The organism is Algoriphagus algorifonticola (assembly GCF_007655305.1).
GTDB lineage: Bacteria > Bacteroidota > Bacteroidia > Cytophagales > Cyclobacteriaceae > Algoriphagus > Algoriphagus algorifonticola.
Genome location: NZ_VLOG01000055.1, coordinates 29,906 through 50,124, shown reverse-complemented (window position 1 = coordinate 50,124; position 20,219 = coordinate 29,906). Strand labels below are relative to the sequence as shown.

Genomic DNA, 20,219 nt, shown 5'->3' with positions numbered 1-20,219 from the left:
GGCTTTAATGGTACGTAAAGCTGTAAACAGGAATGATTTATTACTTTTATACCTTTGTACAAAATTAGTGATTAACACAGGTAAAATTGAATTTAGCTAAAAATATTAAAAATACAGCGGCTAGGGTCCTGCAAAATGAATCAGAGGCTATTCTTAGGCTTGTTGATTATTTAGACGGGGATTTTGAGGCCTGTGTGGAAAGGATTCTGACAGGAAAAGGTCGCGTTGTCATCACTGGAATTGGTAAAAGCGCCATTATCGCCAATAAAATTGTAGCAACCTTAAATTCCACCGGAACTCCGGCAGTTTTCATGCATGCGGCAGATGCCATCCATGGGGATTTGGGCATGGTGCTGGAAGAAGATGTAGTTATCTGTATTTCCAAGAGCGGTAATACTCCGGAGATCAAAGTTTTGGTTCCTTTGTTGAAAAAACTGGGCTCAGTACTGGTCGCTTTGGTAAGTAATCCCAATAGTTATTTGGCAGATCATGCTGATTATGTGCTAAATGCCACCATCGGAGAAGAAGCTTGTCCTCATAATCTTGCTCCTACTACAAGTACTACCGCTCATCTGGCTTTGGGAGATGCATTGGCAGTTTGTCTTTTGGAAGCCAGAGGATTCAGTTCAGATGATTTTGCAAAATATCATCCGGGAGGTTCCTTGGGTAAGCAGCTTTATTTGAGAGTTGATGACCTGCTTAGCTCAGAGCAAATTCCTAAAGTAAAAGAAGACGCTGGCCTTGCAGAAGTTATAGTAGAGATTTCTGGAAAAAGATTGGGTGCCACCGCTGTAACCGACGAGAATGATCAACTTTTAGGGATTATTACCGATGGAGACTTGAGAAGGATGCTTCAAAAAACACTGGATATCCAAAATCTTAAGGCAAAAGATATCATGACTCAAAATCCAAAGACTATTTCAAAGGATGAATATGCCATTCGTGCCTTGAATATGATGCGTAATCATAATATTACTCAATTAGTGGCCATGGATGGGGAAAAAATCGCAGGATTTATCCATATTCATGAATTAATGAAAGAAGGTATAGTTTAACGAATTAATGCAGGAAAAACCCTACATCATCATCATGGCGGGGGGAATTGGCACCCGCTTTTGGCCTCATAGTAGAAGAAAGAGGCCGAAGCAATTTTTGGATATTCTCGGGACTGGGAGGTCACTTCTTCAAATGACCTATGATAGATTTTTGGAAGTTGCGGACAAGGATCGATTCTTCGTGATTACCTATAAAAAGTACGTCAACCTGGTAAAAGAGCAGTTGCCGGAATTGGAGGAGCATCAAATTCTAAGTGAGCCAAATAGAAAAAATACGGCTACCTGCATCGCTTATGCCTGCTACAAAGTAAACTCTATAGATCCGGGAGCCAGTATGATTGTTACTCCTGCAGATCATTTGATTTTGCAGGAAAGAAAATTCGTTAAAACCATTCAGAAAGCGTTAAATGCAGCAACTATTGAAGGAAGACTCATTACAGTAGGAATTAAGCCAAATAGACCGGAAACTGGATATGGGTATATTCAATACCTGGAATCCAAAAATTCAGAAGAGGCACTGAAGGTCAAAACCTTTACAGAAAAGCCTAATATCAAGCTAGCAAAGACATTTATAGAAAGTGGAGATTTCGTCTGGAACTCCGGAATTTTTGTCTGGAAATGCAGCAGTCTACTGAGTTCATTTCAAAAGCATATGCCTGACGTGGCAGAAATTTTTGACGAAGGCAAAGAGTTCTTCGGCAAGGATGCAGAACCTGATTTTGTGAGCAAGGCATACTTACAGGTGAAAAATATTTCCATTGATTACGGTTTGATGGAAAAATCCAGCGATGTATATGTGATTTTGGGCGATTTCGGATGGTCTGATCTTGGGTCCTGGTACAGCCTTCATGAGTTGAGGGAAAAGGATGAGCACAACAATGTGGTGGAGGCCAATGCCATGCTGTATGATACTGAAAACAGCTTTATCAAAGTAGATAGTGAAAAATTGGTTGTAGTGGAAGGACTCAAAAATTACCTAATCAACGAAACAGAGAATGTTCTTTTGATTTGTCCTTTGGATGGGGAGAAGAAATTTAGGGACTTTGTATCCAATGCCCGGAAAAAAGGAGAGGACTTCATCTGAAGTCCTCTTTTTTTTATGCTTTTCTCTGTCTTATTGCTTCGTATATCGCTACACCGGCAGATACTGAGACATTTAAGCTTTCAATATTTCCTGCCATAGGGATTTTGACTTTGTCATCTACGATGCCAAAAATTTCCTGAGAGATTCCATCTTCCTCTGAACCCATTACCATAGCAACAGGACTTGAAAAATCTGCCTCATACATGGATTTTTCGGTCTTTTCTGTGATGGCGATGAGACTTAAGCCCATTTTTTGTAAATCCCTGCAAGTGTAAAATAGATTTCTTACTCTCACTACGGGAAGGAAATTTAAAGCTCCGGCTGAAGTCTTGATGGCATCTGAGTTGATCTGAGCACTTCCCTTTTCAGGGATAACTATTGCATCTACCCCAGCACATTCTGCTGTTCTGGCTATGGCTCCGAAGTTTCTCACATCCGTGATATGATCCAGAACCAAAATTAAGGGAGACTTTCCGACTGCATAGCAATTGTCAATCACATGGTCCAAAGAGGCATAAGCGATGGCAGAGGTCTGTGCTATGACTCCCTGATGATTTTTGCGTGTGATTCGGTTCAATTTAGCTTCAGGAACCCTCACTACAGGCAGGCCTGAGCCTTTGCAAAGCTGAAGTAACTCCTTGATCAGGTCATTGTTCAGTTCCTTCTGAACCAATACCTTATCCAGTTCTTTGCCAGCATGGATAGCCTCCATAACTGCACGTGTTCCAAAAATAAAATCTTTGTCTTGAGCTCCTTTTTCTATTAGAAAGCCATCTTTCCGCTTCTCCATTGGGATATGTTTTTAAACCAGATCGGCTGATAGGCCCTGGATCGGTTTAAGGTGTAATAATGTGGGTTGAGAATATTTTTTACGCGGGCAAAGGTAAATCTAATTTTCGAACTCTCGTCCAATCCTTGATAGCTCCACACTTCACGGTCTAGATAAAAGTTGACTTCTTGCGGTGGACCCATCACAATATACACCATACCTTTGTCTGTTTTCCAACCTTCTTTGAAGTCTGTGAACAAAATATTAGCAAACTCAACTTGTCTAAAATACTCCCGAATGAGTTCTTTGGCGATCTCTGGGTTTCGGGTCAAATTCAACCAATATTGATCCAACGCTCTTTTTTTATCCTCCGCTATCAGTAGGGATTCATGCTCCCTTCTGGTAGAAATATATGTCACCATGTCCACCATTTCATCCCAATCTTTCACTTTAGGATAAGCATCATGGGTAGTTCGGATCAAAAGCCCAGTGGACTTACTCGTATCCTGCTGGAAAAAATAATATCCCTTTTCATCCAATTCATGAGGAACATTGGAAAGAAAATCCCCTTTATCCTTGACTTCCAATTCCCTGGGAACCGGTGCCGGTTTGGTTTCCATGGGAGGATAAGGTATTTCAAAATCCATAGGGTAAAAAAAACTATGGATGCTAGGCCCTGCTAAGCTTTTAAATAACAGCGCTTCACCAGCGGGTAGATAGTTTTGATCAAAAGGAACTCCATTGGCATAGTATGCGCCAAAACTGGGATGATCAAAAACAAATGGACTTTTGAGATCTATATGATAATTATATTCATCTCCCTGACGGGTGTCTAAGGCAGTGAAAAGTAATATGGCCTGTTCTTGATTCTCAGGAATCTGGATTTCTTTCTCAAATACCCAATGCCTGTCGGTGTCATATTTCAAATCTTCAGCAATCAGGATAGTTACATCCTCAGGTTTGATAGCTGTTTGATAGCCATCAGCCAAGGCATATGAAAAGCTGTAAGTGTTAAAATTCGGCTGATCTTCGATTTTCTCTATTACCAGCTGAGCCAAAAAAGTGGAGGAACTCTTTTTTTGAGGGATGATTTTCAAAGCCAACCTAGAATATCTGGAATATCGAAGCGCTTGATTATAATCAGCTAATCTTTTCTGGGAAAATGAGGGTATGGCACATAGAAATGCCAGTGCGAAAAAAATTGAAAGTTGAATGGTCTTTTGCTTCATCGGGTGTTATCTCTGGTTTTAAAAATTAACCTTACTTTTGCCAAAATAGTAAAATTTTACATGGCTACCTATACAACGGAAATCGCCTCGGACAAGTTGGTTAGCGATAATCCTATTCACCAACGATTATTGAAGGCATACATTGCAGCAAAACCCTGGATCAGTGGAAATCTCCTAGAAATAGGCTGTGGAGAGGGCAGAGGGGTAGAGACTTTATTGCCTTTGGCGGACAGTTATGTAGGCTTGGACAAGATAGGTGAAGTGATCGCAGACTTGCAAAAGAAATTTCCGGGGGTTGATTTTAGGCAGGCAGTAATTCCCCCTTTCCAAGGTTTTGAGGATGAGTCCTTTGATACGATTGTAAGCTTTCAGGTGATAGAGCATATCCAGAATGACCGATTGTTTTTACAGGAAATCTACCGAATGCTAAAGCCTGGAGGGAAAGCTATTATTTCAACTCCAAATAATACCCATACACTTTCCAGAAATCCATGGCATATCAGAGAATATGTTCCTCAACAACTGATTGATTTAAGTACTGGAATATTTGACAAAGTGGAGGCAAAAGGAATTGGTGGCAATGAGAAAGTTTGGACCTATCACGAAGCCAACCGTCAATCTGTACAGAAAATCATGCGTTTTGATATTTTTGACCTTCAATACAAATTACCTGCATGGATACTCCGAATGCCTTATGAAATCCTCAATAGGATGAATCGCAACAAATTGCATCAACAACAAGGTGATTCAGTAGTGCAAATCACTCATGAGGATTATCCTCTGGTAGATGATCCTAAAAAAGGGTTAGATCTCTTCTATATTTTATGGAAAAAATAAAAATGGCCGGGTTTTTCAAGATCCCGGCCATTTTTTTAATCTCTTCGCTGCAATCTGCTAGGGCCTTGACTTTCGGTTCCCAACAAAGAGTTAAGTCTTAAACTCAATTCCTGAGCTTTTTCCTGATAGCCTCTTTCTTCCAATAAAGGAATAAAGTACTTGACCATCTCAATAGAGATCATCATCTCTCTATCGTAATCTCTATTTTCTGCAGTGTAGTATTCTATCATGTCCAGAGATCGGTTGGAGATCTTGTCTATAATGTCCAGGGCTTTTTCTTCTTCTCCTACTTCAAAGAATAAAGGAACAGACTGCCCACTGGACAGATCATAAGGAATAGCTTCATTTGGCATGACTTCCAATCCATAATTCAGAAGATTAGCAGCTTTTTCCATATCATCCTGATCCAATAAGGCCATGACAATACTGTTGATGGCACTTCTATGGTTGGAGGCAAATCTTCTGTACTCTTCATCCAAATAAGCATCTGGATTATTCATGCCACGGAAGGCAAATTCGTTCATGTAATTTTCATAAGCCAAATCAGCGTTGACCAATTCCTCTCTTACATAGCCAGGCTTGCGTATAGGCAGTAGACGATAGGTCAAACCTTCCATCACCACATGCTCTTCCAAGTTAACTCCAATTGTTGCCAAAGAGGTATTGTTGAAATAAATCGGGCGTTCCCAATTATTGGTAACTATCAGATCAATCAACATCATGGTTCCTTTGGTCACATAGTTTCCTTTGACCTGAAGATTAATCTGCGGAGCGAATAAAGGTTCGAATTGCTCTGGAATGATATCCTTGCTGAATACCTTTGCGCTATCTACTTCTAAAATCAAATTTCTGGATGGAACCATGTTGACTTGGCTTTTTCCTCCTGTCTTCATTTTCAGAAGGTCAGAACCTGAGTTCAACAATTTGAGATATTCTCTGGCACTGATAGCATCCAGTCCATCTCTTTCCATAACAAATAGCACATCATTGGTTCCTTTTTGGTATCGCTCTGGAGCGAGAGAGAAAGGAAGCGCCTCGGACTCATTCACTGGACGGTTCATTTGGTCCACATACCAATCCGTATCGAAGTAACTCAATACGATAACTCTGACATCAGTTCTGAATCCTTCCACTTCCTGAACATACCAAAGAGGGAAGGTGTCATTATCTCCACCAGTAAATAAAATCGCGTTTGGAGCACAGGAAGCCAAGAAGTTTCTTGCTGCATCCACAGAGAAATAGCGTCCTTGTCTGTTATGGTCATCCCAGTTTTCTACAGCCATTAAGCCCGCAACCGGCAGGGTAATCAAAGTGGCTATTATTCCGGCAGTGGCCAGGTTTTTGGTGAATTTACCGATTCCATGAGCAATGGCTAAAACTCCCATTCCCGCCCAAATGGCAAAAGCATAAAAGCTACCCACATAGATATAATCTCTTTCACGAGGCTCAACTGGTGGGGAATTTAGGTAGAGTACCAATACTACCCCCATCATCAGGAATAGCATAAGGTTGACATAGAAGGATTTAGGATCAGCTTTAGCTTGGAAAAATAATCCTATGATTCCAAGTAAGAGCGGGAGCATCAAGTAATTATTATGTGCTTTGTTTTCTGTGATGTATTCCGGGAATTTATCAGAAAATGCATCAGTGATTCCAATCCAAGGAGCATCCGTAAAGTCACTTTCTCTTCCGGAAAAATTCCACATGAAATAACGGAAATACATATGTCCCAGCTGATGGCTGAGCATAAAGTAAATATTGTCTCCGAATGTAGGTTGTTGCCCTTCTCTAAGCCCAAGTTTTTGTCTATAAATTCTTTTGTGGTTTTCCTGTGTAGAGTAAATCCTAGGCAGAATGGTTGTCTTTTCAGGGTTATAAGTGTTTTTCAACTCATAATCAGCAATCTCATATTTGTCTTTGCCTTTTCTGTATACTGGAGCTCCTTCTTCCTGATCGATTAGCTCAGCAGTAAAAAATTGTCCGTGAATCAAAGGTCTATAGCCGTATTGCTCTCGCTTGAGATAAGAAACGTAGCTAATGATATCTTTTGGAGCATTTTCATTAATCACCGGATCCTGATTGGCCCGGATTACAATCAAAGCATAGGAACTATAGCCAATGAGAATAAATATCAATGATAGCAAAATGGTATTTAACCCTGCTAGAGCCTTGTTTCGAGAGTATCGATAAGCCACAAAAAGGATAGCGAAGAAGGCTAAGGAAAAGAAAATGATTCCTGAACCGAAAGGAAGGCCTAGGCTATTGACAAAAAAGATCTCCGTGGAACCTGCCAAGCTAGGAAGCCCGGGTATGATAAAATTATTGATTACTACCAATGCTACACCGCCGAAAAAGAATGCGATGGCAGCCCCTTTCAAGTTGGGTTTTTCGTACTTTTTGAAATAGTATATCAATGCTAAAGCAGGTAGTGTCACCAAGTTAAGCAAGTGGACCCCAATTGAAAGACCCACTAAATAAGCAATCAAAATCATCCACTTGTTCTCCTCACGAGGATCTTTGACTACATCCCACTTTAACACAGCCCAAATTACAATCGCCGTGAAAAAAGATGACATGGCATAAACCTCTGCTTCTACCGCTGAAAACCAGAAACTGTCCGAAAATGTGTAAATGAGAGATCCTACGATACCTGCACCCATCAGGCTGATGGTTTCTCCTTTAGATTCTTGACCTTCCTGTATTTTGAAAAGTTTTCTTCCAAATAGGGTGATTGACCAAAACAAGAATAAAATGGTAAATCCTGAGAATACAGCACTTCCCACATTCATCCAGTAAGCAATTTCCAGTTCGTTACCGAATGCCAGAAAGCTGAACATTCTATAAACCAGAAGGAAAAAAGGAGCTCCTGGAGGGTGGGGGACCTGAAGCTTGTAAGAAACAGCTATAAATTCTCCCGGATCCCAAAAACTTGCCGTCTCCTCGACGGTCAACACGTAAACCAAAGTGGCTACCAAAAAAACCACCCAGCCGGTGACATTATTGATTTGCTTGAAATTGAGCATTAATAAGGTAATTTTGACGGACGAAAATATAAAATTTATTCCCAAGTCAGGGTTTTTTAGCACTTTTTAAAAGTCTGACCTGTTTCTTCTAAGTGATAAACATTACCGACTTTGACAAAGCGGTCATTTTATCTTTGTTTAGAAATTTAAAATAGCGCTGATATGACTAGCAAACCAAAGACATTTCAGGAATTAATCAATGGAGAAACTCCTGTTTTAGTGGATTTTTTCGCTACTTGGTGTGGTCCTTGTAAAATGATGCAACCCATCTTAGAAGATACAGCCAAGCAAGTGGGAGAAAAAGTGAAAATAATCAAAGTAGATGTGGACAAAAATCCTCTTGCAGCCAGTTCTTATCAGGTAAGAGGTGTTCCCACTTTGATTCTATTCCAAAAAGGCCAAATCCTTTGGAGGGAATCCGGAGTAGTTCCTGCTCACCAATTGACTCAAATTATTGAAAAAAATGTCACAAAAACTGCCTAAGCCAGTGTGACAAAAGTCATTTTATACCCATGATTGGATCTCTAATTTTGATCCATCATCTTAAAAAAGAACAAAAATAAAATTATGAAAATAGAACAGATTTATACCGGATGTCTAGCCCAAGGGGCTTACTATATCGAATCTGATGGTGAAGCAGCTGTGATAGATCCATTGAGAGAAGTTCAGCCCTATATCGAAAAAGCCGAGCGCAGAAATGCTAAAATCAAATATGTTTTCGAAACCCACTTTCATGCTGATTTTGTGTCGGGACATAAGGATTTAGCTGCTAAAACAGGAGCGAAAATCGTCTATGGCCCAACGCCTATGAAAATGGGTTTTGAGGCTATTATTGCTGAAGATAATCAGGAATTTCAGATTGGGAAGGCAAAAATTAAAGTTATTCATACTCCGGGTCATACGATGGAGTCCTCCTGCTATTTACTATTCAACGAGGAAGGTAAGCCGGAAGCTATTTTTACAGGAGATACTTTATTTATTGGTGATGTAGGAAGACCAGATCTCGCCCAAAAGGTTGTGGAGGATTTAACTCAGGAAAAGTTGGCAGGACACCTTTATGAATCTTTGAGAAATAAAATCATGCCACTACCGGATGATTTGATTGTTTATCCCGCTCATGGGGCAGGATCTGCTTGTGGCAAGAATATGAGTAAAGAAACATCTGATACCTTGGGAAATCAAAAGAAGACCAATTATGCGCTTCAAGAAATGACCAAAGAGGAATTTATCAAAGAGGTTATTACTGGTTTGACTCCGCCTCCTGCCTATTTCCCTCAAAATGTGATGTTGAATATACAGGGATACGATAGTATTGATGAGGTGTTGGAAAGAGGTGTTAAGCCACTTTCTCCAGAGGAGTTTGAGACAGTGGCAAACGAGACAGGAGCATTGATTTTGGATACAAGAGCTCCACAGGTGTTTAACAAAGGATTTATCCCCAATTCCATTAATATTGGAATAGATGGTTCATTTGCTGTATGGGTTGGTGCCATGATTCCTGATGTGAAACAGGAGATTCTGGTAGTTGCGGAAGAGGGCAGAGAAGAAGAAGTAATCACTAGACTGGCAAGAGTAGGCTATGATTATTCTTTAGGATACTTAAATGGCGGATTTGCCAGCTGGAAAAAATCCGGTAAAGAAATAGATAGCATCACTTCCATCAGCGCAGCTGAATTGGCAAAAATCCAAGAAGCTGACCCTAATGTACCTATTCTGGATGTGAGAAAGAATTCCGAATTCCTTTCAGAGCATATCAAAGGTGCTGAAAATACTCCTTTAGATTATATCAATGAGAGCATGTTGAAAGTAGATAAGAATAAAACCTATTATGTACACTGCGCAGGAGGTTATAGATCTATGGTATTCAACTCTATTTTGAGAGCCAGAGGCTATGATAATCTGATTGATGTGGATGGTGGTTTTAAAGCTATCAAGGAATCAGGAAAATTTGAAGTATCAGACTATGTTTGCCCAACTACCTTGTTGTAAACCAGTCTTTCTTCCAAAGAAAATGGCAAGCCTTCGAGCTTGCCATTTTTCATTTAAAGGAAACCCATGTGATCAAAGTCACTGATATATGTTGAGGATACTTAGCAAATTTGTACTGGTTTTATTCTTGGGTCTTCATGCATTTGAGTTAAAGGCTCAACATGAAATCCCATCGGTTGAAACTGAAAAAACAGATCAAAAGCTATTTGGGCAAATCCTGAAGAGTGGCTCTTTTGAATTTCATTTGAGGTCTTTTTACATGACCACAATCAATCAAGGGGCATTGACAGACTATTCAACCTGGGGTACTGGAGCTGGGCTGGGTTATTTCTCGCCTCGATGGAAAGGATTTGGAATTGGATTTAGTGGGTTTTTCGTCTTTAGACATTTCGAAAATAATATCATTGCCAAAGACCCCTTAACAGGAAAGTCAAATCGATATGAACTGCTGCTCTATGATGTGCACCATCCAGAAAACCACAAGGATATGGATAGATTGGAAGAGTTCTACCTTTCTTTCGAAAAAGAAAATATCTCTGCATGGTTTGGAAGACATCACTTTGAAAGTCCATTATTAAATGCTTCAGATAATAGAATGAGACCCAATTTGTTCAGTGGGCTTTCAGTGGATTGGAAAGTAAATAATTGGAAAGTCAGTGGAGCTTGGTTCTCTCATGTGATATCGAGAGGATCTTTGGAATGGCTGCCAGTAGAAGAGTCCTTTGGATTTTTCGATTCAGGTAGGCATCCATTGGAGTCTGTGAAAGAGTATGACCAAGAGGTGGATTCAAAAGGAATTGGCGTTTTGGGGGTTGAATATGAGGGAAGAACCTGGTCCTTAGAGTCTTGGAATTATCTTTCTGAGAATGTGTTTGGGCTCACTATGTTACAATTGAATGGAAAATCCCCTTCTCATCATGGATGGAACTGGATTTGGGGTGTTCAAGCCTTTTATCAGGAAGCGATCAATGATGGGGGGAACCCTGATCCCGATCTTACATACATATTGCCAAATGAAAATTCTTCAGGATTTGGGGCGAGAGCGGGAATGAATTGGCCAAATACAAGTGTTTCCATTAATTATCTGGGAATCTCTAATTCTGGAAGATTTCTTTTCCCTAGAGAATGGGGAAGGGAACAATTCTTTGTTACGCTTCAAAGAGAAAGATTTGAAGGTCTGGGAGGTGCAAATGCAGTAATGTTACAGCTTGATCAGGAAGTGGTGAAAAATAAATTTAAAATGAGCTTTGGGGCATCACATGTCAAAACTCCCGAGATTGACAACCTTGCTTTAAACAAATATGGAATCCCAAATTACATCCATTTCACAGGCTTATTGGACTATAAATTTGACGGCTTCTTTCAAGGTTTGGACTTACAGTTTCTAGTTGCTTTGAAGAAGGAAAATTCTGAAAAGGAAATCCCCTTAGAATATGTGATCAATCGGATTAATATGGCGAATTTGAACTTGATTTTGGATTATAGGTTTTAATAAAAAATAGATAAAATGAATGAATTTATAGAATGGGTTTCACAACCTTGGCCTTGGTACGTGGCAGGTCCTTTAATAGGATTGACAGTGCCCGCCTTACTTATTTTGGGGAATAAAACCTTTGGGATTTCTTCCTCCTTGCGTCACGTCTGTGCAATGTGTGTGCCTGCGGGAATTCCCTTCTTTACCTACAATTGGAAGAAAGAAATCTGGAATTTACTCTTTGTGATTGGGATATTAATAGGAGGCTTTGTAGCCACTTCTTATTTATCCAATCCAGAAATCATCAAAATCTCTGAAGCTACACAGTCAGATTTGGCTGCTTTGGGTATTACAGATTATTCCAGCCTCTTGCCTGTGGAGATCTTTTCTTGGGAGAATCTCTTTACGGCCAAAGGCTTGGTGTTCTTTGTTGTCGGAGGGTTTCTAGTAGGTTTTGGAACTCGCTATGCGGGTGGATGCACCTCCGGACATGCAATTATGGGAATCAGTTCCCTGCAATGGCCTTCACTGGTAGCTACTATTTTCTTTATGATTGGTGGATTTTTAATGACTCATTTGTTACTGGAGCCATTGATGAAAATTGTGGGATTTTAATTGAAAAAAGACATGAAATGCCCATGAGGAAAAATCTCACACAACTTGTCCCGTCCGCCGCGGCGGATAGGGAGGGGGATGCCCCGATAAATCGGGGTAGGGCATTCCATCTGACCTTTAAAAAACAAAAAATAAACAGATGAAATCGAGCACGAGGGAAAACCTCACACACAGGCATGCCCCGATGTATCGGGGAACCGGTGCGACCTGCCTGCAGCAGGCAGGGATTCCATCTGACCACTAAAAAACTAATTATAAACAGATGAAAGTTATAGATAAGAAAACTGTAGTAGAGGATCCCAATTGTGTAGCACCAAATCTACGAGAGGATCATGATAAGGGGTTAGAATTACTGAAATATGTGATTTTAGGAGTGTTATTTGGGATTGTTTTTGTCAAGGCTGAAATCATTTCTTGGTTTAGAATTCAGGAAATGTTTAGGCTTCAGTCCTTTCATATGTATGGAGTGATTGGCTCAGCGATTGTTACTGGAATCATATCTATCCAGATTATCAAGCGATTTGGGATCAAAACCATTCATGGAGAAAAAATCAATATTCCAACCAAGGAGTTTAGAAAAGGGCAAATTATCGGAGGTTTTATCTTCGGTTTAGGCTGGGCTATTACAGGAGCATGTCCAGGGCCTTTATTCGCACAGATTGGTAGTGGATTTACAGTAGTAGGTATTACCCTTATTTCGGCAATTGCAGGAACTTGGGTTTATGGAAAGTTTGCTGATAAGCTACCTAACTAAGCCCTATATAAATATTAAAAGCCGTGGGAACTGATGTCTCCACGGCTTTTTTATGTCCTATAACTGTCAATTAGTTCTCTTTATAAGACCTTTAATAACTTTATGTTTTAGACTAATATAGTTCTGATAGCCGGCGAAATTTTCAATCGAATACTTTTTTAATAATAAACCGAATCATCAATATTATACAGGCTAGGATCGATCCCACTATTACAAATTCCATACAACAGATTTTCACTTTAAACCAAGCAAGTCCTAAATAGTTTTTCCGCTTCTAGGGTTTCCACAAGTTTATTTCTTTGAAACTTCTTTACTTTGGGATGCCTATTCAACTTATTTCAACTCATGAACCCATTGGTTAAACGTAGAATCGCCCTGGGAAGCCTTTTCTTTTTTATAGGGCTTTGCTTTGCTAGTTGGGCGGCAAGGATTCCCGACATCCAAGCAAAATTTGATCTTTCTGAAGGACAGTTAGGGACTTTGTTGTTGTTTTTGCCCATAGGTTCCATTTTGGGATTACCCATTGCTGGATGGTCAGTCCATGAGTTTGGAAGCAGAAGAGTGATTTTAACCGGAAGTTTTATTTACGCTATTTCTCTTCCATTAATAGGATTAAGTCCCACCACTTGGATTTTAGTAATTGTTTTGATTCTGTTTGGTCTAATGGGAAATATCATGAATATAGCTTTGAATACTCAGGCTTTAGACTTGGAAGATCAGATGGGAAAAAGTATCCTGGCTTCTTTTCATGGACTTTGGAGCTTGGCTGGATTTACCGGTGCAGGAATTGGAGCTGCCATGATATTTCTTGATTTCAATCCTACTCAACATTACCTGCTGGTAATGATTCTATCATTTGTCATCATTTTCTTGGCTCATAGTTATGTGGTCAAAGAGAAAAAACGGGATGATTCAGGCGGATTAGTTTTAAAAAAGCCAGATAATCTACTATTAAGAATTGGCTTGATAGCCTTCCTCGGTATGATGACCGAGGGTTGTATGTTTGACTGGAGCGGAGTTTATTTCAAAAAAGTATTGATCGCGGATCCGAGTTTGGTGAGCTTGGGATATGTGGCTTTTATGGGGACTATGGCCTCTGGTAGATTTATTTCAGATAGGCTGGTTCAACGCTTTGGAAAAGTGCCTGTAATTAGGGTTAGTGGCTTGTTGATATTTCTAGGTCTCCTACTTTCCGTCTTGATCCCGACATTGCCTTTTGCTACGCTTGGATTCTTTATAGTTGGATTCGGAGTTTCCTCTATCATTCCGGTTTCCTATAGCATAGCAGGAAGGTCCAAGCAGTTTGCTCCCAGTGTCGCTTTGGCCTTGGTTTCTACGATTTCGTTTTTTGGATTTTTGATAGGGCCTCCTATGATTGGATTTATTGCGGATTTATTCAGCCTGAAAATCTCATTTGCTCTTATAGCAATGAATGGATTAGGAATCGCACTCTTGGCATCCATTAGAAAAGAGGTTTTTTACCCTTCTCAAGTAAACTAGACGTTATGAGTTACCCCGAGAATTTCCAATTCAGAAAGATATTTGAAATCAACTCCTTCATGGTCAGCCCCAATGGTACGCTTCGTGTTAAATCCTTGGCAGACTTACTTCAGGAGATTGCTTGGAAGCACGCTGATTCTGAAGATTTTGGCAGGAATCTCATGGAGAGTCAGCAAATGTGGGCCTTATCCAGGTTTGAATTTAAAATTTTCAAGCTTCCTAAGTGGGGAGATGAAATTGAAGTATTCACAGGTGGAAGAGGGGTTGAAAAGTTTTTTGCCTTTCGGGAATTCTTAGTAAGAGATAAATCCGGGAATATTTTGGTTCGAGCTATGAGTTCCTGGCTGCTTTTAGATCTGCAAACCAAAAGGATACAAAGACCCGATCAGGTTTTGCCAGCTAAAGTATTTGATCCGCAGTTAAAGCCGGATTGGCAGCCTCCAAAAATACTGGTGGAAGGAGAGGAGATTTTCTCTTGCTCTCTTCATGTAAAGCACTCTGATTTAGACTTATACAATCATGTGAATAATACCAGCTATATCCGTTGGGTGGAGGATTGCTGTCTGGAATTAGGGATGCAAATTGTCGAGGAACTTAGCATCAATTATCAATCGGAGTGTAAACTTGGGGACCAGTTGAATCTCATGGTTTACGAATTTTCAGGAGAGTTTTTATTGAAAGCCGTGCTAGAAGATAAAGTCTGTTTCACTGCGAAGTGTCAGGGAAAGAGAAAATGAGAGGTGTTTTTCATTTCCTTTGCTTAACTTGATTTGGATGTGATGCAAGTCACAGGAATTCAGTGTATAAATCCTGCATTTTTGTAAAGAATCGAGCATCTTATGAATCAGTTAGGAAAACCTTTTTTACAAATCATTTCGCTGTTGTTAGGCTTATTGGTACTGGCTACTGCTTTGGTAGGAATGATTGGAGGCGTCGTTTTAATTTCCTCATCAGGGATTCAACTACCATCTTTGAAAGACTCTAATTCCGAAACCGAAACGACGATTGAAGGTACTGAAGTCAAACCCAAGTATTTAGAAGATCCAGCAGGAATGTGGATGGCTCCTGATTGGTCTAAAGTAGAATTAGAGCCAAATGCTGAAGAAATTAAGTACGGCAGGGATTTGATCGCAAATACTGCCGAGTATTTAGGGCCCAACGGGAAGGTGAGAAAAATGTCCAATGGACTCAATTGTCAAAACTGCCACCTACAGGCTGGTACGGTTCCCTTAGGAAATAACTATTCAGCCGTGGCATCTACCTATCCAAAAGTCAGATCACGCTCCGGAAAATCAGAGGATATTCCCAAGAGGATCAATGATTGTTTTGAGCGCAGTTTGAATGGAGGCATATTGGAATCAGACTCCAGGGAAATGGTTGCTATGGTAGCATATATGAATTGGGTAGGGAAGGATGTTCCAAAAGGTGAGAAGCCCAAAGGGGTTGGTTTGTATGAGGTTCCTTTGTTGGACAGAGCAGCAGATCCGGAAAAAGGGAAAAGTATTTACATCAATCAATGTCAAAGCTGCCACGGCCAAGAGGGTCAAGGTTTGGCTAAGCAAGATGGCAGTGGATATATCTATCCTCCTTTATGGGGTTCGAATAGCTACAATCAGGGAGCAGGATTATTTCGACTTTCTAGGTTTGCGGGTTATGTCAGAGCCAATATGCCCTTGGGAGCAACTTTTGAAAACCCGCTTATATCAGATGAAGAAGCCTGGGATGTGGCAGCCTATGTCAATAGCATGGAAAGGCCATCCAAAGATTTAAGTCAAGATTGGCCTGATATTTCCAAAAAACCTATGGATCATCCATTTGGGCCATATAGTGACAGTTTCCCTGAAGTGCAACATAAATTTGGTCCGTTCAAACCTATCACTGAAGCAAAGTCCAAGTCGGAATGAAACTGACCACATTGGTTTTATTTTGGATTCTTCCATTAGGACTGAATGCGCAAGATTCTGCCCAAAAGCTGAGTTTTCAGCCAACTATTCATGCTCGAAGTTTTTGGATGAGTACTTCTTACCAAAAAGACTTCAAAGATGATTTTGCTTGGGGTAATTCTCTGAGTCTGGGCCTAAAGTCCAATTATCTTCAAAAATGGTATTTCCGAGCATCTATCAGAGGTTTTTTGAATACATGGAGCTCGGATATAAATGCCAATGATCCCTTGACCAATAGAGATAACCGATACGAAACAGGATTATTTGATTTATTAAATAGGGGAGATAAAGCCTTTTTATCTTTTGAAAATCTATCCTTAGCTTATAAGTCTACCAAATGGGAGATTGAAATCGGAAGGATGGGAGTCAATACTCCATGGATCAACCCTCAAGATGGTCGATTGGCACCTACTCTGATGGAAGGTTTAAGGCTTGGTTTCAATCCAAGTTCTGATTGGAAAGTTTCTGGATGGTTTATTCATAGATTGAGAGTTCGTGGAACTAAGGACTGGTTAAGGCCGGGAGAAACTGTCGGTATTTTCCCAGTTGCCCGAGATGTGAATGGTCTTCCGTCTCAATATTTCAATAACACGGAGAGCCGGTCTATACTCATCTCAGAGGTAGAAAAAGAATCCGATTGGGGTGCTTTTAATTTTTCCAATACCTGGGCTGCTCATTTATTCTCTACATATTGGTTCCAATGGGAAAGGGATTGGAATCGAGAGGAAAAGACTTCATTTTTTTTCACAGGCTTACAGCTAGGTTTCCAACATGGAATCCGAAATGGGGGGAATGATAATCCCTTATTGGCATTCAAAGATCCTTCTGACCAAAATTGGGTTGTTTCCACAAGATTCGGATGGAAGAATCCTAAAATAGAAACCCATCTGAGCGCAACCATTCTTAGAGGCAAAGGCCGTTGGCTTAGTCCAAGAGAGTGGGGGAAGGATGCTTGGTATACTTTTATTCCAAGAGAAAGGAATGAGGGCTATGAAAGCTTGGAGGCACTGACAGCTTACTTTTCATTTCAATACCGAAGAAATATCCAACTATTTGGCCATATGGGCTTTCACTGGCTTCCAGATATTGGTGATCCATTAGCTAATAAATACGCTTTTCCATCCTATAGGCAAGTGAACTTGGGAGTCAAATTCCATCCTAAAAATTACCAAAAATTGGATTTCCAGATATTGGTCATGAATAAAGAAGCTTTGGGGTTACAAAACCTCAGCCCGACCCAACGCTATAATAAAGTTGAAATGATTCACCTGAATATCATAGCAAATTGGAGTTTAAACTGAATTAAGGTCGGTTCCAGTCAAAAAAACAGAATATCAATATTTTGGATGATTCTACCCAATTGGATGTTTTTCTAATAAATTAGGAAATACCGAAACTTCTCCTCACCTTTGATGCGGATTCAAAAAAGGGACAAGCCCTTTAGAATTCGAGAAAATAATTTAGCGTTGATATTCAACCTGCTTAAGTAGCAAATTTCAGAGTTCCTCCTTTGCAAAGGTTTTAATTCTCTTCTTTCTACTTTTTTAATGGACAGCTTTAGGGCTGGTAAATTAAAACCTGCAGCGAAATTCCCCCGGGAACAACTTTACCTTCTTAATTAACAGTTTATTAAAACAGTAAGATTCTCAGAGTCAGTTTTATCTGAATTCTCCAAAACCCTTCGAAAAAGAGTTTATAACCATTTTGAAACTACCCAGCAGTCCAAATACGGAAATGCTGAGATGGTATTCAAAACCGTTTTTTTACTCTCTCTCTACATTGTGCCCATCGCATTAGTGATTTTGGGCGTAGCTCAAACCACCTTTCAACTTTACGCTTGCTTTGTTTTAGCAGGATTTGGGATGGCAGGTGTAGGAATGGGCGTAATGCATGATGCCAATCATGGTTCTTATTCCAAAAATCCAACCGTCAACAAATGGGTAGGTTATACTTTAAACTTGGTAGGAGCTAGCTCTACGGTTTGGAAAATCCAGCATAATGTTTTGCATCATAGCTTTACCAATATTGACGAGCATGATGACGACATCAATGCACCCTTTTTCCTAAGATTTTCTCCAAGCGCGAAGAAAAATTTCCTGCATAAATTCCAGCATTTGTATGCTTGGATCTTTTATTCTCTTTCCACCATATCTTGGGTTACCGCCAAAGATTTCATTAGACTGACTCGTTATCACAAAATGGGATTGGTTAAGGGAGAGAATGCGTATAGAAACAATATATTCAAATTGATCGCATGGAAATTGGGCTATTTCATTGTAGCCTTGGGATTACCCTTGCTATTTGCTCCATTCTCTGCAGGTCAAATCATATTAGCATACATCGTGATGCACGCTGTGACAGGTTTTGTAATTACCATGGTATTTCAAACTGCTCATATTGTACCTGAAGTTGAATTCCCTCTTCCTAATAGCGAAGGAATCGTTGAAGGTGAGCGTATGCTACATCAATTGGCTACTACCTGTAATTTCGCCCCAAATTCCAGAGTTTTGGAATGGTTTATAGGTGGACTCAATTATCAAGTCGAACATCATTTATTCCCTGATATCTGCCATGTGCATTATCGGGATATTTCAAAAATTGTAAAAGCAACGGCTGAGGAATACCAGATTCCTTACTATTCAAAGCCTAATTTTTTTGGGGCAGTATATGATCATTTTAGAATGCTTTATCTCTTGGGGAATAGCCCTGAGTTAGAGCCAGTAAAAGCCTAACATTATGAATCCGAACAACAGACCAAAACCAAATAGGGACAAGAGCAGAAATGCACGTCCCGTCGGTAGAACATCGCCTAAACAAGGCAAGCAGGCCAAAGTGTCCAAATTGGATCCAAGGTTATTGGTGAAGACAGCTTCACCGAGCAGCAAAACAGATTTTAAATCTGAAACCACTTTCTCTGATCTACCTATCGGTGCTCAGTTGAAGAAAAACCTGACATTAAAGGGATATACTACCTTAACCAAAATTCAGGACCAGTCTCTTCTTCCTCTTTTGGAAAAAAGAGATTTGATGGGGATTTCCAATACCGGTTCAGGTAAAACCTGCGCTTTCTTAATACCTATCATTGAGCATGCTTTAGCAAACCCTCATGATTTCAAGGCATTAATTGTGACTCCGACCAGAGAGTTGGCGCTTCAGATTGAGGAAGAGTTTAAGAGCCTGACCAAAGGCATGAATTTGAGATCTGCCACCTTCATTGGAGGCACAAATATTAATTCTGACGAAAAATCCTTGCATAGACATCCACAGATTATTGTGGGTACTCCTGGAAGATTGTTGGATTTATATGGTAGAAGATTACTCAAGCTCAACATGGTCAAAACACTCGTCTTGGATGAGTTTGACAGAATGCTGGATATGGGTTTCGTAAACGATGTGAAGAAGTTGGTAGCGCCTATGAATCAAAGGAGTCAGACCATGTTATTCAGTGCTACGTTAGACCCAGATCAGTCAGTATTGATCAAAAGCCTTTTGAATAATCCAGTTGAAGTAAAAGTAAATAGTGGAGGCAATTCCAGCGAGAATGTAGATCAGGAGATTGTCCATTTGAAAGATGGTCAGGATAAGTTTACTGTTTTGCAAAATATGTTTCAGAGTGCAGATTTGGAGCGGGTGATCATTTTCACCGAAACCAAAAGATTGGCTGATAGACTAAGTAAAAAATTAAATCAGGCAGGGATTCAATCCGGTCTGATCCACGGCAATAAATCCCAGAATTTCCGCAATAGGACTATTGAGGAATTCAAAAACGGAACCACCAGAGTATTGGTAGCCACCGACGTGGCGGCCAGAGGTATAGACGTGGCTGATGTGACCCATGTGATCAATTATCAGCTTCCCATGTCTATGGATAGTTATATCCACAGAATAGGCCGGACAGGGCGCGCCGGAAAAGCCGGTCGTGCCATCACATTTGTCAACTAAAAATT

At 40.1% G+C, this 20,219-nt stretch carries 17 protein-coding genes; 14 read left to right on the top strand and 3 right to left on the bottom strand.

Annotation, left to right across the window (positions count from 1 at the left end; translation table 11 throughout):
- The first annotated feature begins 86 nt into the window (after positions 1–86).
- Complete coding sequence (locus FL972_RS15055) at positions 87–1,055, top strand: KpsF/GutQ family sugar-phosphate isomerase (RefSeq protein WP_144606541.1); 969 nt, start codon at positions 87–89, stop codon at positions 1,053–1,055.
- Between the two features lie 7 nt (positions 1,056–1,062).
- The gene (locus FL972_RS15050; RefSeq protein ID WP_144606539.1) at positions 1,063–2,139 is read left to right on the top strand and encodes a mannose-1-phosphate guanylyltransferase; all 1,077 of its coding nucleotides are present in this window, start codon (positions 1,063–1,065) and stop codon (positions 2,137–2,139) included.
- Positions 2,140–2,152: 13 nt separating this feature from the next.
- On the opposite strand, the gene rlmB is transcribed toward FL972_RS15050, so the two are convergent.
- A complete protein-coding gene (rlmB, locus tag FL972_RS15045; RefSeq protein ID WP_091649035.1) occupies positions 2,153–2,929 on the bottom strand; it encodes a 23S rRNA (guanosine(2251)-2'-O)-methyltransferase RlmB in 777 nt (258 codons plus the stop codon).
- Positions 2,902–4,137: a GWxTD domain-containing protein gene (locus tag FL972_RS15040; RefSeq protein ID WP_144606537.1), complete on the bottom strand. Its 1,236-nt coding sequence runs from the start codon at positions 4,135–4,137 to the stop codon at positions 2,902–2,904. The genes rlmB and FL972_RS15040 overlap by 28 nt, the downstream gene beginning before the upstream one ends.
- A 60-nt stretch (positions 4,138–4,197) precedes the next feature.
- Between FL972_RS15040 and FL972_RS15035 the strand changes: the two genes are divergently transcribed.
- Entirely contained in the window at positions 4,198–4,974 is a 777-nt protein-coding gene (locus FL972_RS15035; protein ID WP_144606535.1) for a class I SAM-dependent methyltransferase, read from the top strand.
- Positions 4,975–5,009: 35 nt separating this feature from the next.
- On the opposite strand, the gene FL972_RS15030 is transcribed toward FL972_RS15035, so the two are convergent.
- On the bottom strand, positions 5,010–7,997 hold the full coding sequence (locus tag FL972_RS15030) for a glycosyltransferase family 117 protein (protein ID WP_144606533.1): 2,988 nt from the start codon (positions 7,995–7,997) through the stop codon (positions 5,010–5,012).
- A gap of 162 nt (positions 7,998–8,159) precedes the next feature.
- Here FL972_RS15030 and trxA point away from each other — a divergent pair, with 162 nt between their 5' ends.
- The 11 genes from trxA to FL972_RS14975 all read left to right on the top strand — a co-directional run bounded on the left by trxA (position 8,160) and on the right by FL972_RS14975 (position 20,214).
- Positions 8,160–8,480: a thioredoxin gene (gene trxA / locus FL972_RS15025; RefSeq protein ID WP_144606531.1), complete on the top strand. Its 321-nt coding sequence runs from the start codon at positions 8,160–8,162 to the stop codon at positions 8,478–8,480.
- An 84-nt stretch (positions 8,481–8,564) separates the two neighbouring features.
- Complete coding sequence (locus FL972_RS15020; RefSeq protein ID WP_144606529.1) at positions 8,565–9,986, top strand: MBL fold metallo-hydrolase; 1,422 nt, start codon at positions 8,565–8,567, stop codon at positions 9,984–9,986.
- 88 nt (positions 9,987–10,074) lie between these two features.
- The gene (locus FL972_RS15015) at positions 10,075–11,478 is read left to right on the top strand and encodes a hypothetical protein (RefSeq protein WP_144606527.1); all 1,404 of its coding nucleotides are present in this window, start codon (positions 10,075–10,077) and stop codon (positions 11,476–11,478) included.
- A gap of 15 nt (positions 11,479–11,493) precedes the next feature.
- On the top strand, positions 11,494–12,075 hold the full coding sequence (locus FL972_RS15010) for a YeeE/YedE family protein (protein WP_144606525.1): 582 nt from the start codon (positions 11,494–11,496) through the stop codon (positions 12,073–12,075).
- 262 nt (positions 12,076–12,337) lie between these two features.
- Positions 12,338–12,829 carry a DUF6691 family protein gene (locus FL972_RS15005; RefSeq protein ID WP_091649670.1) on the top strand — a complete coding sequence of 164 codons (492 nt, stop codon included), beginning with the start codon at positions 12,338–12,340 and terminating at the stop codon, positions 12,827–12,829.
- 345 nt (positions 12,830–13,174) lie between these two features.
- Positions 13,175–14,329: an MFS transporter gene (locus tag FL972_RS15000; protein WP_144606523.1), complete on the top strand. Its 1,155-nt coding sequence runs from the start codon at positions 13,175–13,177 to the stop codon at positions 14,327–14,329.
- 5 nt (positions 14,330–14,334) lie between these two features.
- The gene (locus tag FL972_RS14995; RefSeq protein ID WP_144606521.1) at positions 14,335–15,066 is read left to right on the top strand and encodes an acyl-[acyl-carrier-protein] thioesterase; all 732 of its coding nucleotides are present in this window, start codon (positions 14,335–14,337) and stop codon (positions 15,064–15,066) included.
- A 102-nt stretch (positions 15,067–15,168) separates the two neighbouring features.
- Entirely contained in the window at positions 15,169–16,233 is a 1,065-nt protein-coding gene (locus FL972_RS14990; protein WP_144606519.1) for a c-type cytochrome, read from the top strand.
- Positions 16,230–17,573 (top strand): hypothetical protein, encoded by a 1,344-nt coding sequence (locus FL972_RS14985; protein WP_144606517.1) that lies wholly within the window; start codon positions 16,230–16,232, stop codon positions 17,571–17,573. Before FL972_RS14990 ends, FL972_RS14985 begins: the two co-directional genes overlap by 4 nt.
- A gap of 441 nt (positions 17,574–18,014) precedes the next feature.
- Positions 18,015–19,004 carry a fatty acid desaturase family protein gene (locus FL972_RS14980; protein ID WP_144606515.1) on the top strand — a complete coding sequence of 330 codons (990 nt, stop codon included), beginning with the start codon at positions 18,015–18,017 and terminating at the stop codon, positions 19,002–19,004.
- 4 nt (positions 19,005–19,008) lie between these two features.
- Positions 19,009–20,214: a DEAD/DEAH box helicase gene (locus FL972_RS14975; protein WP_144606513.1), complete on the top strand. Its 1,206-nt coding sequence runs from the start codon at positions 19,009–19,011 to the stop codon at positions 20,212–20,214.
- The last annotated feature ends 5 nt before the right edge of the window (positions 20,215–20,219 follow it).

Excerpts from the sequence above, each read along its gene's own strand:
- rlmB (WP_091649035.1), bottom strand. The coding sequence starts at position 2,929 with ATGGAGAAGCGGAAAGATGGCTTTCTAATAGAAAAAGGAGCTCAAGAC.
- FL972_RS14985 (WP_144606517.1), top strand. The coding sequence starts at position 16,230 with ATGAAACTGACCACATTGGTTTTATTTTGGATTCTTCCATTAGGACTG.
- FL972_RS15015 (WP_144606527.1), top strand. The coding sequence starts at position 10,075 with ATGTTGAGGATACTTAGCAAATTTGTACTGGTTTTATTCTTGGGTCTT.
- FL972_RS15030 (WP_144606533.1), bottom strand. The coding sequence starts at position 7,997 with ATGCTCAATTTCAAGCAAATCAATAATGTCACCGGCTGGGTGGTTTTT.
- FL972_RS15005 (WP_091649670.1), top strand. The coding sequence starts at position 12,338 with ATGAAAGTTATAGATAAGAAAACTGTAGTAGAGGATCCCAATTGTGTA.
- FL972_RS15050 (WP_144606539.1), top strand. The coding sequence starts at position 1,063 with ATGCAGGAAAAACCCTACATCATCATCATGGCGGGGGGAATTGGCACC.
- FL972_RS15040 (WP_144606537.1), bottom strand. The coding sequence starts at position 4,137 with ATGAAGCAAAAGACCATTCAACTTTCAATTTTTTTCGCACTGGCATTT.
- FL972_RS14975 (WP_144606513.1), top strand. The coding sequence starts at position 19,009 with ATGAATCCGAACAACAGACCAAAACCAAATAGGGACAAGAGCAGAAAT.
- trxA (WP_144606531.1), top strand. The coding sequence starts at position 8,160 with ATGACTAGCAAACCAAAGACATTTCAGGAATTAATCAATGGAGAAACT.
- FL972_RS14980 (WP_144606515.1), top strand. The coding sequence starts at position 18,015 with ATGGTATTCAAAACCGTTTTTTTACTCTCTCTCTACATTGTGCCCATC.
- FL972_RS15035 (WP_144606535.1), top strand. The coding sequence starts at position 4,198 with ATGGCTACCTATACAACGGAAATCGCCTCGGACAAGTTGGTTAGCGAT.
- FL972_RS15020 (WP_144606529.1), top strand. The coding sequence starts at position 8,565 with ATGAAAATAGAACAGATTTATACCGGATGTCTAGCCCAAGGGGCTTAC.
- FL972_RS15000 (WP_144606523.1), top strand. The coding sequence starts at position 13,175 with ATGAACCCATTGGTTAAACGTAGAATCGCCCTGGGAAGCCTTTTCTTT.
- FL972_RS14990 (WP_144606519.1), top strand. The coding sequence starts at position 15,169 with ATGAATCAGTTAGGAAAACCTTTTTTACAAATCATTTCGCTGTTGTTA.
- FL972_RS14995 (WP_144606521.1), top strand. The coding sequence starts at position 14,335 with ATGAGTTACCCCGAGAATTTCCAATTCAGAAAGATATTTGAAATCAAC.
- FL972_RS15010 (WP_144606525.1), top strand. The coding sequence starts at position 11,494 with ATGAATGAATTTATAGAATGGGTTTCACAACCTTGGCCTTGGTACGTG.